This window comes from Pseudomonas urmiensis, from assembly GCF_014268815.2.
Taxonomy (GTDB): Bacteria; Pseudomonadota; Gammaproteobacteria; order Pseudomonadales; family Pseudomonadaceae; genus Aquipseudomonas; species Aquipseudomonas urmiensis.
In genome coordinates, this window is sequence record NZ_JABWRE020000001.1 from 365,120 (window position 1) to 379,573 (window position 14,454).

Below are 14,454 nucleotides of genomic sequence, written 5' to 3' on the forward strand. Positions count from 1 at the left end.
ATAGGGTCACAACGGACACATTCAGGTTCGAGGCTTACTCGGGGCGCTTGAGCAGGCGCTCCATGCGCGCATCGAGGCGGCGCTTGATCTCGGTTTCGATATGTGGGGTGAAGTCGTTGATCACGTCTTGCATGATCAACTGGGCAGCGGCACGCAGTTCGGCGTCCAGGCGCAGCAGGGTGTCCTGGCGGCGAGTCTGCGGGTCTTCTTCTTCGGCAGCGGCAGGGGCTACCGGCTGCGCTACAGCCGGTGCATTGCCGGCGGGCTCGTCCAGCAGCAGGGGAATCTGTTCGACCGTATCGGTCAGCAGCGGTGGTTGCAGGTCGGCATCACCCAACAGCTCGCGGATCGACTCCAGGTCGTCGAGCAGATGGGCAGAATCGGGCAGGGGAGAGTGCTTGTCCATCGTCGTTAAAGTCGCTGTAGGCGGTGATCTTGCAGAGCATAGCCCCGTTCACGGTAGAAACGGAACCGCTCTCGTGCGGCAAGGCGAATGCTGGGCTCCTCGACGACGATCTCGGCCACCCGGGCGAACTGCTCGACAAACCCCGGAACGTCGCCGCCCAGGTTGATCAGCAGGTCGCGATGGTCACCGGCGTCACTCCCCAAACCCAGGACCACTGCAGCGTCGGCATGGGCCTCGGCCAGGTCGTGGGGCACGAAGGCCTCGCCCTTGAAGTGCCACAGGCGTTGGTTGAGTTGTTCACGCTGTTCGCCGTCCTGGCAATGCAGGTAGACCCGGTGGCCGAGGCGCCAGGCTTTCTCACACAGCTTGCAGGCGAAATCCAGCCGCGCCGACAGCGAGTCGGTGGGCAGGATATAGAAATCTACTTGGCTCATGGTTCAGTCCGTTGGCGGGTGGCCGCGAGCGGCGCACCCGCCGTGCGGGGTCAGGCGTTGGCGCGGTCGAGCAGGTATTGGGTCAGCAGGGGCACGGGGCGGCCAGTGGCGCCTTTGTCCTTGCCGCCGCTGATCCAGGCGGTGCCAGCGATGTCCAGGTGCGCCCAGTTGTAGGCCTTGGCAAAGCGCGACAGGAAGCACGCCGCGGTAATGGTGCCGGCCTTCGGCCCGCCGATGTTGGCGATGTCGGCGAACGGGCTGTCCAGCTGCTCCTGGTACTCGTCGAACAGCGGCAGCTGCCAGGCGCGGTCGTCGGCCCGCTTGCCGGCGCTGAGCAGTTGCTCGAGCAGATCGTCGTTGTTGCCCAGCAGGCCGGTGGTGTGGCTGCCCAGGGCGACGATGCAGGCGCCAGTCAGGGTGGCGATGTCGATCACCGCCTGCGGCTTGAAGCGTTCGGCGTAGGTCAGGGCATCGCACAGCACCAGGCGGCCTTCAGCGTCGGTGTTGAGGATTTCGACGGTTTGCCCGCTCATGGTGGTGACGATGTCGCCAGGGCGGGTGGCGTTGCCGCTTGGCATGTTCTCGGCACAGGCCAGGATGCACACCAGGTTGATCGGCAGCTTGAGCTCGAGCACCGCACGCAGGGTGCCGAACACGCTGGCTGCGCCGCACATGTCGTACTTCATTTCATCCATGCCGGCGCCTGGCTTGAGGCTGATGCCGCCGGTGTCGAAGGTGATGCCTTTACCCACCAGTACGAACGGTTTTTCGCTCTTCTTGCCGCCCTGGTATTGCATGACGATCAAGCGTGGTGGCTGTTCGCTGCCCTGGCCAACGGCGTAGAACGCGCCCATCCCGAGGTCTTTGATCTTCTTCTCGTCGAACACTTCGACCTTCAGGCCTTTGTTGGCCTTGCCCAGTTCCTTGGCCTGTTCGGCCAGGTAGCTTGGGTGGCAGATGTTCGGCGGCAGGTTGCCCAGGTCGCGGGTCAAGGACATGCCGCTGGCGATCGCGCTGGCGTGCTTGACGGCACGCTCGACCTCGGCCAGGCCGGCCTTGTCGGCCAGCAGGGTGATTTTCTTGAGCACGCGCGGCTCGGCCTTCTGGCTCTTGAAGCGGTCGAACAGGTAGTCGCCGTCAAGCAGGGTTTCGGCCAGCAGGCGGTATTTGCCGTAATGCGCGTCGCGGCCAGTGACGGCGATATCGTCCAGGGCCAGTACCGCGTCGCTGCCACCCAGGCTCTTCAGCACACCGGCCACGCTCACGGCCAGCTTGCGCCAGCTGCGATCGCCCAGGGCGTCCTTGCCGCTGCCAACCAGCAGCACGCGCTCGGCCTTCAGGCCCGGCAGGCTGTGCAGCAGCAGGGTCTGGCCAGGCTTGCCAGCCAGGTCGCCACGCTTGAGCACGGCGGAGATGGCGCCATTGGACGTTTCATCGACGGCCTTGGCGATGTTGCCGAGCTTGCGCCCCTCGCCGACGGCCACTACCAGCGTGGCGGTTTTCAACGATGCAGCAGCTACGCTTTTTACAACCAGTTCCATGTCAGGACCCCGTAGATCTGTGAGTTGGCGCAATGAGTGCGCGCTCGAAGCGGGCTTGGCCGCGTGGTCGCGTGCCAGCGGAAAAGCTGCCAGTTTGAGCCTGGGGCAAGGCCGCTGACAACCCCGATATGTACTGTCATGCGCGGCCAAGTGACAGGCGAGGTCAATCACAGGATAATGCGCGCACTTTACATGGAGGTTCGCCGTTGGCGAACCGGCATAGGTCTTGGCTGTCCGAAGCCATTAATTGGCTGTTCGCCCCTGACAACCCAGGAGTGTCTGGTTTGATCGTCTTTCGTTATCTGTCCCGCGAGGTCCTGCTGACCTTGAGCGCCGTCAGCGCTGTGCTGCTGGTGATCATCATGAGCGGGCGTTTCATCAAATACCTGGCACAGGCCGCCCAGGGCGTGCTCGACCCGAGCGTGCTGTTCCTGATCATGGGCTTCCGGCTGCCGGGTTTCTTGCAGCTGATCCTGCCGTTGGGCTTGTTCCTGGGCATTCTGCTGGCTTATGGCCGGTTGTACCTTGAGAGCGAGATGACCGTGCTCTCGGCCACCGGCATGAGCCAGCAACGCCTGCTGGCGATGACCATGGCCCCAGCGGCCCTGGTCGCCCTGCTGGTCGCTTGGCTGAGCTTGAGCCTGGCGCCACAAGGTGTGTCGCAGGTGCAGCAGATCATCAATCAGCAAGATGCCCTGACCGAGTTCGACACCCTGGTGCCTGGGCGTTTCCAGACCCTGCGCGATGGCTCACGGGTGACCTACACCGAGCAGCTGTCCGATGACCGGGTCAATCTGGCTGGCGTGTTCATTTCCGAGAAGCGCTTTAACGCCGACAAGACCAAGGACCGCGCGCCTTCGGTACTGGTTGCCGAAAAAGGCCACCAGGAAGTGCAGGCCGACGGCAACCGTTACCTGATCCTGGAAAACGGCTACCGCTACGACGGCAACCCTGGCCAGGCCGACTACCGGGCGATCAAGTACGACACTTACGGCGTGCTGCTGCCCAAGCCTGAAGTCAGTGAAGAAGTCACCGAGCGTGAGGCCATCCCGACGTCCGAGCTGATCGGTCATAAAGGCCTGCGTGAGCGTGCCGAGCTGCAATGGCGGCTGTCGCTGCCGCTGCTGGTGTTTGTCGTGACCTTGCTGGCAGTCCCGCTGTCGCGGGTCAATCCTCGCCAGGGCCGCTTCCTCAAGCTGCTGCCGGCGATCCTCCTCTACATGGCTTACCTGACAATGCTGATTTCCGTACGCGGCGCCCTGGAGAAGGGCAAGCTCCCGATCGCCCTGGGCATGTGGTGGGTGCACGGGCTGTTCCTGCTGATCGGCCTGGGCCTGATGTACTGGGAGCCAATGTGCCTCAAACGTGCTGCGCGGCGTGCGGGGGTGTCTCATGGTTAAGCTGGATCGCTATATCGGCATGAGCGTGCTGCTGGCCATCCTGGCTGTGCTCGGCATCATTCTTGGCCTGGCCTCGCTGTTCGCCTTCATCGATGAGATGGGCGACCTGAGCGATACCTACACCGTGCTCGACGCCGGTTACTTCGTCTTGATGACCGCGCCTCGCCGGCTCTACGAGATGCTGCCGATGGCGGCCTTGATCGGCTGCCTGATCGGCCTGGGTAGCCTGGCCAGCAGCAGCGAACTGACCATCATGCGGGCTGCCGGCGTATCGATCGGGCGGATCGTCTGGGCGGTCATGAAACCGATGCTGGTGCTGATGCTGGTCGGTCTGCTGATCGGCGAGTACGTCGCCCCGGTTACCGAAAACAAAGGCCAGGCCGAGCGCTCGCTGGCACAGGGCGGTGGCGAGGCGCAGAGCTCCAAGCGCGGCATGTGGCACCGCCAGGGCGAAGAGTTCGTGCACATCAACTCGGTGCAGCCTAACGGCCTGCTGCTGGGTGTGACCCGCTATCGCTTCGACGATGAGCGCAAGATCGTCACCTCCAGCTTTGCCCGTCGGGCCAAGTACAACGAAGACCACTGGGTGCTCAACGATGTCACCACCACTCACTTCCGTGGCGACCACACCGAAGTGGTCAAGGCCCCGGAAGAGCGCTGGGATGTGTCGGTAACCCCGCAGTTGCTCAATACCGTAGTGCTGGCGCCCGAGTCGCTGTCGATTACCGGGCTGTGGGACTACATCCATTACCTGTCTGACCAAGGCCTGAACAATGCTCGCTACTGGCTGGCGTTCTGGACCAAGGTGCTGCAGCCGGCGGTGACCGCAGCGCTGGTGCTGATGGCGATTTCGTTCATCTTCGGCCCACTGCGTTCGGTGACCCTGGGGCAACGTGTGTTCACCGGTGTATTGGTGGGCTTTGTGTTCCGGATTGCCCAAGACCTGCTTGGCCCATCCAGCCAGGTGTTTGGCTTCCCGCCGCTGTTGGCGGTGGTGATACCGGCAGGCGTTTGTGCGCTGGCCGGGCTGTGGTTGCTGCGTCGAGCGGGCTGATGGCCTGGGCGATGTGAAAAAGCCGACCTTAGGGTCGGCTTTTTCATGGCCAATTTTCTGTAGGAGCTGATCCACTGGGCAGGTTATTTCTTCTGTTTCGGAACCCGCACCAGTTGAGTCTCGGAGTAGATGTCATGCCAGCTGCGCTTGCGCTTGTCGATCAACGACCAGACAAACCCCATCCCCAAGCACAGCCAGGACGCGATCGACACGACAAACCGCAGCAGCGCCTGCCACAGGCTGATCGCGCTGCCATCGGCGTTCTGCACGCGCACGCCCCACACCTGCATGCCCAGGGTCTGGCCGCCATGGGTCCAGAACTTGGCAAAAAAGCCAAACAGCGCAAACACCAGGATCGTCGACAGCAGCGGATCACCATCCAACGCACCGGCATCGGTCAGCTCGCGCATGCGCGCCTCGCCGATGATCGCCATCTGGATCATCTTGTAGACCCCGGCAGTGACGATCAGCAGGGCGGTGCACAGCAGGAAGTCATAGAACATCGCCGCCAGGCGACGGCCCAGGCCAACAGGCGGGAAATCACCCTGGGGAGAAAGGGAATGCTTGGGCATGCAGGGCAACTCCAGATGGCAAAGGCCCATTCTATGGAATTGCAGGCATAAAAAAGCCCCTGCGGATCAATGCAGGGGCTTTTTTAACGCAGATCAGCCTTCGGCTTGAACTTCGTCAGCCTGCATGCCTTTCTGGCCCTGGACGGCAACGAAAGTCACCTTCTGGCCTTCTTTCAGGCTCTTGAAACCGTTGCCTTGAATGGCACGGAAGTGAACGAACAGGTCAGCACCGCTCTCTGGGGTGATGAAACCGTAACCTTTTTCGTCATTGAACCACTTGACGGTACCGTTCTGACGCTCAGCCATTGTCTTATTTCCTATGAATCTTTAGAGAGTAATAACAGTTTCTTTCGTATCGAATAGACGAAAGCGTACTGGGCTGGGTTGCAGGAAAGTAAGAGACGTCGAACGGGTTGTAGCAGATTGCAGCTACTGGCCCAGGTCACGAACTGTTGCGACCCATGCAAACACAGTGAGCTGAATGTACGCCAACTCCCAAGACAAAAACAAGCCCTGCCGATTCGCCGATTTCGGCCTTTTTCCGATAACCGCCCCGTTTGTCTGCAGGCGGCATGGCGCCTGGGCTGGCGCCATGTTCAAAAGTTATGGAGCAGGTTCGAAAACGAATATTGCCCGCCTGCTCGAAACGGCTTTCAACCGCGATAGTAACGTTGCGCGACAAAAGGCATTTTGCTGACTTTCAAGGCAACTCGTTTGCCCCTGACCAGCGCATACAGCGAGGTATCGAGTGCGGCATGTTCGCTATCGACATAACCCATTGCCAGCGGTGCACCGAGTGTCGGGCCGAAGCCGCCGCTGCACACTGCGCCAACAATGTTGCCGGCCTCGTCGACAATCTCGGCGCCCTCACGCACCGGAGTACGTTCTTGCGGCAACAGGCCGACTCGCTTGCGTGCCACGCCTTGCTGCTGCTGGGCGAAGATCGCAGCGGCGCCGGGGAAGCCACCTGCGCGCGCACCATCGGCCCGACGCACTTTGGAAATGGCCCAGAGCAAGCTGGCCTCGATCGGTGTGGTGGCGCTGTTCATATCGTGGCCATACAAGCACAGGCCTGCCTCAAGGCGCAGCGAGTCGCGCGCGCCCAGGCCGATGGCCTGGACTTCAGGCTCAGCCAGCAGGCGACGGGCCAGGGCCTCGGCAGCGGCTGCAGGCACGGAAATCTCGTAGCCGTCTTCGCCGGTGTAGCCCGAGCGGCTGACGTAGCAGTCCTGGCCGAGCAATGTGATGGGACGGAACTGCATGAAGGTCATGCCAGCCACTTCGGGTGCCAGGCGCGCAAGCACCGTGACCGCCGCTGGGCCTTGCAGGGCGAGCAGGGCGCGCTCTTCGAACAGCGGCTGGACGTCGCAGCGGTTGCCGATGTGCTGTTGCAGGTGGGCCAGGTCCTGCTCTTTGCAGGCAGCGTTGACCACCAGGAACAACTCATCGTTACCCAGGTTGGCGACCATCAGGTCATCGAGGATGCCACCGCTTTCATTGGTGAACATGGCGTAGCGCTGCATTCCCACCGGCAGGTCGACGATATCCACTGGCACCAGGGTTTCCAGGGCACGGGCGGCGTCGGCCCCGAGCAGGCGGATCTGACCCATGTGCGAAACATCGAACAGGCCGGCCTGTTCGCGGGTGTGCAGGTGTTCCTTCATCACCCCCAGCGGGTACTGCACGGGCATGTCAAAGCCGGCGAACGGCACCATGCGTGCGCCCAGTTCCAGGTGCAGGGCGTGCAGTGGGGTCTTGTGCAGTGTTTCGGACATCAGCAACTCCTTGATTTGTTGTTGGCTCAACATTCGATGATGTTGACGGCAAGACCGCCGCGGGCGGTCTCCTTGTATTTGCTTTTCATGTCGGCGCCGGTCTGGCGCATGGTGCGGATCACCTTGTCGAGCGAGACGAAGTGCTGGCCGTCACCGCGCAAGGCCATGCGCACGGCGTTGATCGCCTTCACCGAGCCCATGGCGTTGCGCTCGATGCAGGGCACCTGAACCAAGCCGCCGATGGGGTCGCAGGTCAGGCCCAGGTTGTGCTCCATGCCGATTTCGGCAGCGTTCTCGACTTGCTGCGGGGTGCCGCCCATCACTTCGCACAGCGCCCCAGCGGCCATCGAGCACGCCACGCCGACCTCGCCCTGGCAGCCCACTTCGGCGCCGGAGATCGAGGCGTTTTCTTTGTACAGGATGCCGATAGCGGCGGCGGTCAGCAGAAAACGCACTACGCCGTCGTCACTGGCACCCGGCACGAAGCGCATGTAGTAGTGCAGAACCGCCGGGATGATCCCGGCCGCGCCATTGGTCGGCGCGGTGACTACGCGCCCGCCGTTGGCATTTTCTTCGTTGACCGCCAGGGCATAGAGGTTGACCCAGTCGAGCACCGACAAGGCGTCGCGCAGGCTCGCCTCCGGGTGCTGGCTGAGCTGCCGGTACAACGCCGGCGCCCGGCGCTTGACCTTCAGCCCGCCCGGCAAGATGCCCTCATGGCGACAGCCGGCCGCGACACAGTCCTGCATCACTTGCCAGATCCGCAGCAGGCCGGCACGGGTCTCGCTTTCTGGGCGCCAGGCGGCTTCGTTGGCCAGCATCACCTGGCTGAACGACAGTTGCTGGGCGCTGCAATGGGCGAGCAGCTCTTTGCCGGTGGTGAAGGGGTAGGTCAGTGGCGTGCGGTCCTCGACGATGCGATCGTGCCCGGCCGCCTCTTCGTCGACCACGAAACCGCCACCGACCGAGTAGTACTCGCGGCTGCGGATTTGTAATCCGGCTGCGTCGAAAGCGCGGAAGATCATGCCGTTGGGGTGGTAATCCAGCGGTTTGCGGATCATCGCCAGGTGCTGTTTTTCGACGAAGCCAATCGGCTGTTCGCCGAGCAGGCGCAACTGGCCGCTTTCGCGGATTGCCTGCAGGCGGGCGGGGATGGATTCGGTGTCGACCGTATCGGGCTGCTCGCCTTCCAGGCCGAGCAACACCGCCTTGTCACTGCCGTGGCCTTTGCCGGTAGCGCCCAGCGAGCCGTACAGCTCGGCTTTGACGCAGACGGTTTGGCTCAACAGGTGATCGCGCCGCAGCCCTTCGGCGAAGCGCGCAGCGGCGCGCATCGGGCCGACGGTGTGAGAACTGGAGGGGCCGATGCCGATCTTGAACAGGTCGAAGACGCTCAGTGACATTAGCTTGCTCCTCGTTGCGGTGGGCTTGGCGCAGCAGCAGGACCGCTTTGCGGCCCCTCGCAGGCAACGCCCGCTCCTACAGGGCTATGAGTGTTGCTGGTGCAGGAGCTGGCGGAGCCTGCGATGGGCTGCAGCGCAGCCCCCGCATGTGGCTGGGCTCAGACGTCCTGATAGCTCTCGATCGACGGGCAAGCGCACACCAGGTTGCGATCACCAAATACGTTGTCGACGCGGCCCACCGGTGGCCAGTACTTGGCTTCGATCAGGCTCGCCAGCGGGTACACCGCCTGCTCACGGCTATAGCCATGGCTCCACTCGCCGACCAGCTCTGCGGCGGTGTGCGGCGCGTTCTTCAGCGGGTTGTCGTCCTTGTCCAGGCTGCCGCTCTCGACGGCGCGAATTTCCTCACGAATCTTGATCATCGCCTCGCAGAAACGGTCCAGTTCTTCCTTGGACTCACTTTCGGTCGGTTCGATCATCAGCGTGCCGGCGACCGGGAAGGACATGGTCGGGGCGTGGAAACCGAAGTCGATCAGGCGCTTGGCCACGTCATCGACGCTGATGCCGCTGGTGTCCTTGAGCGGGCGCAGGTCGAGGATGCATTCGTGCGCTACCAGGCCATTGCCGCCGGTGTACAACACAGGATAGTGCTCTTCCAGTCGACGGGCGATGTAGTTGGCGTTGAGGATGGCCATCTGCGAAGCCCGGGTAAGACCCGCACCACCCATCATTCGAATGTACATCCAGGTGATCGGCAGAATGCTGGCGCTGCCGAACGGTGCCGCGCAAACGGCGCCGCTAGTGTTTTCCAGCGCGGCGTGGCCTGGCAGGAACGGCGCCAGGTGCGACTTGACGCCGATCGGGCCGACGCCCGGGCCGCCACCACCGTGGGGGATGCAGAAGGTTTTGTGCAGGTTCAGGTGCGACACGTCGCCACCGAACTTGCCGGGGGCACACAGGCCGACCATGGCGTTCATGTTGGCGCCATCGATGTACACCTGGCCGCCGTTGTCGTGGATGATCGCGCAGATCTCGCCGATCGCTTCTTCGAACACGCCGTGGGTCGATGGGTAGGTGATCATGATCGCCGCGAGCTGCTCGCGGTGCTCGAGGGCCTTGGCGCGCAGATCGTCGATGTCGACGTTGCCACGTGCGTCACACGCGGTGACCACCACGCGCATACCGGCCATGTGCGCGGTAGCGGGGTTGGTGCCGTGGGCCGAGGAGGGGATCAGGCAGATATTGCGATGCGCCTCGCCGCGGCTGCGGTGGTAGGCACGGATCGCCAACAGGCCTGCGTATTCGCCCTGGGAGCCAGCGTTGGGTTGCAGCGACACGGCGTCATAGCCGGTGGCGGCGCAGAGCATGGCTTCCAGCTCAGTGGTCATCTGCAGGTAGCCCTGGCTCTGCGCGGCAGGCGCAAACGGGTGCAGATTGCCGAACTCGGCCCAGGTCACTGGGATCATTTCGCTGGCGGCGTTGAGCTTCATGGTGCACGAGCCCAGCGGGATCATGCTGCGGTCCAGCGCCAGGTCCTTGTCGGCCAGGCGGCGCAGGTAGCGCATCAGCTCGGTTTCGCTGTGATAGCGGTTGAATACCGGGTGTTCGAGAATTGCCGATTGGCGCAGCAGCGCGGCCGGCAGGCGCGAGGCGCTGGCGGCGGCAAGGGCGGCGAACTCAGGCACAGGCTGGTCGCCTGCGAACAACTGCCAGAGGGTTTCGACATCGGCCTGGGTGCTGGTTTCGTCGAGCGACAGGCCCAGATGATCGGCGTCGATCTGGCGCAGGTTGATGCGCTGGGCGCGCGCCTTGTCGTGCAGGGCGGCGGTCGCTTGGCCGGTGGCCAGGGTCAGGGTATCGAAATAGGCTTGGGTGACGACCTTGGCGCCCAGTTGCTCAAGACCTGCGGCCAGGATCGCGGTCAGTGCATGGGTGCGCTCGGCGATGCGCTTGAGGCCGGCCGGGCCGTGGTACACAGCGAACATGCTGGCGATGTTGGCCAGCAGGACCTGCGCGGTGCAGATGTTGCTGGTGGCCTTCTCGCGGCGGATATGTTGCTCGCGGGTCTGCATGGCCAGGCGCAGGGCGGTCTTGCCGAAGCGGTCGATCGACACGCCGACCAGACGCCCCGGCATGTCGCGCTTGAACGCGTCGCGGGTGGCGAAGTAAGCCGCGTGCGGGCCACCGAAGCCTAGCGGCACGCCGAAACGCTGGGCGCTGCCGATGGCCACGTCGGCTTCGAACTCACCCGGCGGGGTCAACAGGGTCAGGGCCAGCAGGTCGGCAGCGACTGCGACCAGGGCGTTGGCAGCATGGAAACGCTGCACCAGTTCGCGGTAATCGAACACGTCGCCATTGCTCGCCGGGTATTGCAGCAGCGCGCCGAAGAAGGCACTGACGTCGGTCAGTTCACGCTCATCGCCAACCACCACGTCGATGCCCAGCGGTTCGGCGCGGGTGCGCAGTACGTCGAGGGTTTGCGGGTGGCAATGGGCCGAGGCGAAGAAGGCATGGCTGCCCTTGTTCTTCGACAGGCGTTTGCAGAAGGTCATGGCCTCGGCGGCCGCGGTGGCTTCGTCGAGCAGGGAGGCGTTGGCGATCGGCAGGCCGGTCAGGTCGCTGATCAGGGTCTGGAAGTTGAGCAGCGCTTCCAGGCGACCTTGAGAGATTTCTGGCTGGTACGGGGTGTAGGCGGTGTACCAGGCCGGGTTTTCCAGCAGGTTGCGCAGGATCGGCGCCGGGGTGTGGGTGTTGTAGTAACCCTGGCCGATCAGGCTCTTGAACAGTTGGTTCTTGCCGGCGATGGCTTTAAGCGCGGCGAGCGCATCAGCTTCGCTCTGGCCGTCGCTGCTGCCCAGGACGCTGGTGCCCTTGATGCTGTCGGGGATGACGGCGGCGCTCATCGCCTCGAGCGAGTCGAAGCCCAGGGTGGCGAGCATGGCGTGCTCGTCAGCGCTGCGTGGGCCGATATGGCGGGCGATGAATTCGTTGGCGGTGCCGAGGTTGATGGTCATGGCAGTTCCTCAGGCGTCGGCGTTGGCTTTGATCAGGCGGTCGTAGGCGTCCTGGTCGAGCAGGGCAGCCAGGGCGTTGGCATCGGCGGGGATGAAGCGGAAGAACCAGCCTTCGCCCAGCGGATCTTCGTTGACCAGTTCGGGATTATCGGCAAGCTGCTGGTTGACCGCGACTACTTCACCGGTCAGTGGCATGTACACGCCGCTGGCGGCTTTGACCGATTCGACGGTAGAGGCTTCTGCACCTTGCTCGTAGCGTTGCAGCTCCGGCAGTTGCACATAGACCACGTCACCCAGGGCGTTCTGGGCGAAGGCGGTGATGCCTACGGTGACGCTGCCATCGGCTTCAGTACGCAGCCATTCGTGATCTTCGGTGAAACGCAACTCGCTCATGGGAATTCCTCAGGGAAGCTGGGGCGTGGGCGCGGTGGGCCGCGCTCTTGGGTGGGACTTCCCTAAGCAATATTGTGGCCAGTTAAATAAATCACTTATAAATCAATGACTTGATAAAGAGCGTAAATATTCGGCTGTGAAGAATGGAATGAAATCGCTACAGAGATGGAGGCCTCAAAAGGTTCGAAGGATCAAACCCTTGGCCGTTATGGGTGAATTCGCCATGTATTGAATTCGATACGATGTATTTAAATCGATACAGAAAGCTTTTCAGGGCCTCATCACGGGGCAAGCCCGCTCCCACGCAGCCTTTCCCACGCAGTCTCTCCCGTCGCACGTGGGAAAGGCTGCGTGGGAGCGGGCTTGCCCCGCGATAGCGTCAGTAGTGACACGGCCTTTATCAGGCCTTGCCGGAAATCCCATATTTGCGCAGCCGCTGGGCAATCGCGGTATGCGAAGTCTGCAAGCGCCCAGCCAACTGCCGGGTCGAGGGGTAGCTGGCATACAAGCGCTGCAACAGCTCGCGCTCAAATTCCCCCACCGCCTGCTCCAGGCTGCCGACCTCGGCCTCTTGCCCGCGCGCCACTGAAGTGCCGGCGATATCCAGATCGCCAATATCCACCAGATCGCTTTCGCAAATCGCCGCCGCGCGAAAAATCACGTTCTGCAACTGGCGCACATTGCCTGGCCAAGGATTGGCCAGCAGGGCGGCATGGGTGCCCGGTGTCAGCCTGCAAGGCGGGCGCTGGATCTGGGTGCAGGCCTGCTGCATGAAGTAGTGCGCCAGCAGCAGGATATCCTGACCGCGTTCCCGCAGCGGCGGCACCTGCAGGTTGAGTACATTGAGGCGGTAGAACAGGTCTTCGCGAAAGCTGCCCTCGGCGACCATCCGTTCCAGATCGCGATGGGTGGCGCTGATGATGCGCACGTCGACCTTGACCTCGCGATCGCCACCTACTCGGCGGAAGCTGCCATCGCTGAGAAAGCGCAATAGCTTGGCTTGCAGATAGGGCGACATCTCGCCAATCTCGTCGAGAAACACCGTGCCTTGGTTGGCCAGTTCCATCAGCCCTGGCTTGCCACCACGCTGGGCGCCGGTAAACGCGCCGGGGGCGTAGCCGAATAGCTCGCTCTCGGCCAGGCTCTCGGGCAGTGCCGCGCAGTTCAGCGCCAGGAAGGGCGCGGCATGGCGGCTGCTCAGGGCATGGCTGGCGCGGGCTACCAGCTCCTTGCCGGTGCCGGTTTCGCCGTGCACCAGCAACGGCGCATCGAGCACTGCTACGCGCAGCGCGCGAGCCTTGAGGGTGCGGATGGCCGGGGAGTCGCCGAGCAGTGCGTCAAAGCCTTCGGCGTGATCGTGGTGCAGCGCTGACAAGCGTTCGCCCATGCGGTTGGGCGGATACAAGGTGAGCAGGCCACCGGCGTTGGTAATTGGCGTGGCATCGAGCAGCAGGCTCTGGCCGTCGAGCTGCATCTCGCGCATCGGCAGGTGGAAGTTGTTGTCCAGCAGCGCCTGGAGCAGGTCGGGGTCTTTGAACAATTCACCGACCGAACGCCCAGCCGACTCCCGCCCGCAGAGGGCGATCAGGGCCGGGTTGGCCAGCAGCACCTTGCCGGCGCTGTCCACCGCCAGCACTGGGTCGCTCATGGCCGCGAGCAGGGCATCGAGCTGCAAATGGCGACGCTGGCCGGGGAGGATGTCGACCACTTCCACCGATTGCACGCCGTGCACTTCGAACAGGGCGTCGTGGAGCTCTTCGAGCACTGCGGGGCTGAGGGTCGGGGCGTCGATGTAGACGTTCGGCGGGACCATCTCCACGGCGTCCAGGTTGAGGTTGCGGGCACCGAGCAGGGCCAGGACTTCCTGGGTGATGCCGACGCGGTCGATGAAGCTGACGTGGATGCGCATGGGGGCAACGGAGGTAAGGGAGAGGGCGTCAGTATGCCATTGCGAAGGGGCTCAGGCCCAATCGCGGGGCAAGCCCGTTCCAACAGGGGCCGCGCCGCCGTCGGAATCGGCGCCGTGTCTGTAGAAGCGTGCTTGCCCCGCGATGGCGGTGTCAGGCGTTGCCCAGATGCTCAGGCTTGATCGGATCGCCAGACTTCACATCCAGTTGCTGACGGATGTCTTCGAACATCAGGTCGTAGATCTTGTGCGTCGATCCCAGCGACTCGAATTTCTTCGGCGCTGGCAGGTAGCTCTGGGCCTTGCGCGTGGCCAGGCTGAGAAAACTCGGCAAGACCTGGTCCTTGGCGAGAAAGAACTTCTCGTCCACCGGCTTGCCCTCGATGCTGCCATGCATGTGGAACTGGATACCGCGCCCTTCCCTGGGGTCCTGGGCTACCTCGTAGTTGATGTTCAGATCGTAGCTGTGATCATTGGTGTTGAGCGCGGTACGTTCGATGTGTACATGACCAGGTTGGAACTGAGCCACAGTGCAATCCTCCGGAAGGTTGAAACA

At 63.1% G+C, this 14,454-nt stretch carries 13 protein-coding genes; 2 read left to right on the top strand and 11 right to left on the bottom strand.

Annotated elements, in window-relative coordinates:
• Positions 1–34 precede the first annotated feature (34 nt).
• From HU737_RS01640 to HU737_RS01650, 3 genes are read right to left on the bottom strand one after another with little or no spacing between them, the layout of a single operon-like run.
• Positions 35–406: a DNA polymerase III subunit chi gene (locus HU737_RS01640; protein ID WP_186556453.1), complete on the bottom strand. Its 372-nt coding sequence runs from the start codon at positions 404–406 to the stop codon at positions 35–37.
• 5 nt (positions 407–411) lie between these two features.
• A complete protein-coding gene (locus HU737_RS01645) occupies positions 412–840 on the bottom strand; it encodes a DNA polymerase III subunit chi (protein WP_186556452.1) in 429 nt (142 codons plus the stop codon).
• Between the two features lie 50 nt (positions 841–890).
• Positions 891–2,381, bottom strand: a complete 1,491-nt coding sequence (locus tag HU737_RS01650) for a leucyl aminopeptidase (protein WP_186556451.1) — start codon at positions 2,379–2,381, stop codon at positions 891–893.
• Positions 2,382–2,665: 284 nt separating this feature from the next.
• On the opposite strand from HU737_RS01650, the gene lptF reads away from it, so the two are divergent.
• Together lptF and lptG are read left to right on the top strand one after the other, a co-directional pair.
• Positions 2,666–3,781, top strand: a complete 1,116-nt coding sequence (gene lptF, locus HU737_RS01655; RefSeq protein WP_186556450.1) for an LPS export ABC transporter permease LptF — start codon at positions 2,666–2,668, stop codon at positions 3,779–3,781.
• On the top strand, positions 3,774–4,835 hold the full coding sequence (gene lptG / locus HU737_RS01660; RefSeq protein WP_186556449.1) for an LPS export ABC transporter permease LptG: 1,062 nt from the start codon (positions 3,774–3,776) through the stop codon (positions 4,833–4,835). The genes lptF and lptG overlap by 8 nt, the downstream gene beginning before the upstream one ends.
• Before the next feature lie 83 nt (positions 4,836–4,918).
• Here lptG and HU737_RS01665 read toward each other — a convergent pair whose 3' ends face one another.
• The 8 genes from HU737_RS01665 to HU737_RS01700 all read right to left on the bottom strand — a co-directional run bounded on the left by HU737_RS01665 (position 4,919) and on the right by HU737_RS01700 (position 14,427).
• Positions 4,919–5,407 carry an RDD family protein gene (locus tag HU737_RS01665; protein ID WP_186556448.1) on the bottom strand — a complete coding sequence of 163 codons (489 nt, stop codon included), beginning with the start codon at positions 5,405–5,407 and terminating at the stop codon, positions 4,919–4,921.
• Between the two features lie 93 nt (positions 5,408–5,500).
• Entirely contained in the window at positions 5,501–5,713 is a 213-nt protein-coding gene (locus HU737_RS01670) for a cold-shock protein (protein WP_186556447.1), read from the bottom strand.
• Positions 5,714–6,060: 347 nt separating this feature from the next.
• Entirely contained in the window at positions 6,061–7,185 is a 1,125-nt protein-coding gene (gcvT, locus tag HU737_RS01675) for a glycine cleavage system aminomethyltransferase GcvT (RefSeq protein WP_186556455.1), read from the bottom strand.
• A gap of 23 nt (positions 7,186–7,208) precedes the next feature.
• Complete coding sequence (locus tag HU737_RS01680) at positions 7,209–8,585, bottom strand: L-serine ammonia-lyase (RefSeq protein WP_186556446.1); 1,377 nt, start codon at positions 8,583–8,585, stop codon at positions 7,209–7,211.
• 158 nt (positions 8,586–8,743) lie between these two features.
• Complete coding sequence (gene gcvP / locus HU737_RS01685; RefSeq protein WP_186556445.1) at positions 8,744–11,599, bottom strand: aminomethyl-transferring glycine dehydrogenase; 2,856 nt, start codon at positions 11,597–11,599, stop codon at positions 8,744–8,746.
• Between the two features lie 9 nt (positions 11,600–11,608).
• Positions 11,609–11,992, bottom strand: coding sequence for a glycine cleavage system protein GcvH (gcvH, locus tag HU737_RS01690; protein WP_186556444.1), 384 nt, complete (start codon positions 11,990–11,992; stop codon positions 11,609–11,611).
• Between the two features lie 400 nt (positions 11,993–12,392).
• Positions 12,393–13,901, bottom strand: a complete 1,509-nt coding sequence (gene gcsR / locus HU737_RS01695) for a transcriptional regulator GcsR (protein WP_186556443.1) — start codon at positions 13,899–13,901, stop codon at positions 12,393–12,395.
• Between the two features lie 151 nt (positions 13,902–14,052).
• Complete coding sequence (locus HU737_RS01700) at positions 14,053–14,427, bottom strand: DUF5064 family protein (RefSeq protein WP_186556442.1); 375 nt, start codon at positions 14,425–14,427, stop codon at positions 14,053–14,055.
• Positions 14,428–14,454: the final 27 nt, after the last annotated feature.

Excerpts from the sequence above, each read along its gene's own strand:
- gcvP (WP_186556445.1), bottom strand. The coding sequence starts at position 11,599 with ATGACCATCAACCTCGGCACCGCCAACGAATTCATCGCCCGCCATATC.
- HU737_RS01650 (WP_186556451.1), bottom strand. The coding sequence starts at position 2,381 with ATGGAACTGGTTGTAAAAAGCGTAGCTGCTGCATCGTTGAAAACCGCC.
- gcvH (WP_186556444.1), bottom strand. The coding sequence starts at position 11,992 with ATGAGCGAGTTGCGTTTCACCGAAGATCACGAATGGCTGCGTACTGAA.
- HU737_RS01665 (WP_186556448.1), bottom strand. The coding sequence starts at position 5,407 with ATGCCCAAGCATTCCCTTTCTCCCCAGGGTGATTTCCCGCCTGTTGGC.
- HU737_RS01640 (WP_186556453.1), bottom strand. The coding sequence starts at position 406 with ATGGACAAGCACTCTCCCCTGCCCGATTCTGCCCATCTGCTCGACGAC.
- HU737_RS01645 (WP_186556452.1), bottom strand. The coding sequence starts at position 840 with ATGAGCCAAGTAGATTTCTATATCCTGCCCACCGACTCGCTGTCGGCG.
- HU737_RS01670 (WP_186556447.1), bottom strand. The coding sequence starts at position 5,713 with ATGGCTGAGCGTCAGAACGGTACCGTCAAGTGGTTCAATGACGAAAAA.
- HU737_RS01680 (WP_186556446.1), bottom strand. The coding sequence starts at position 8,585 with ATGTCACTGAGCGTCTTCGACCTGTTCAAGATCGGCATCGGCCCCTCC.
- gcsR (WP_186556443.1), bottom strand. The coding sequence starts at position 13,901 with ATGCGCATCCACGTCAGCTTCATCGACCGCGTCGGCATCACCCAGGAA.
- lptG (WP_186556449.1), top strand. The coding sequence starts at position 3,774 with ATGGTTAAGCTGGATCGCTATATCGGCATGAGCGTGCTGCTGGCCATC.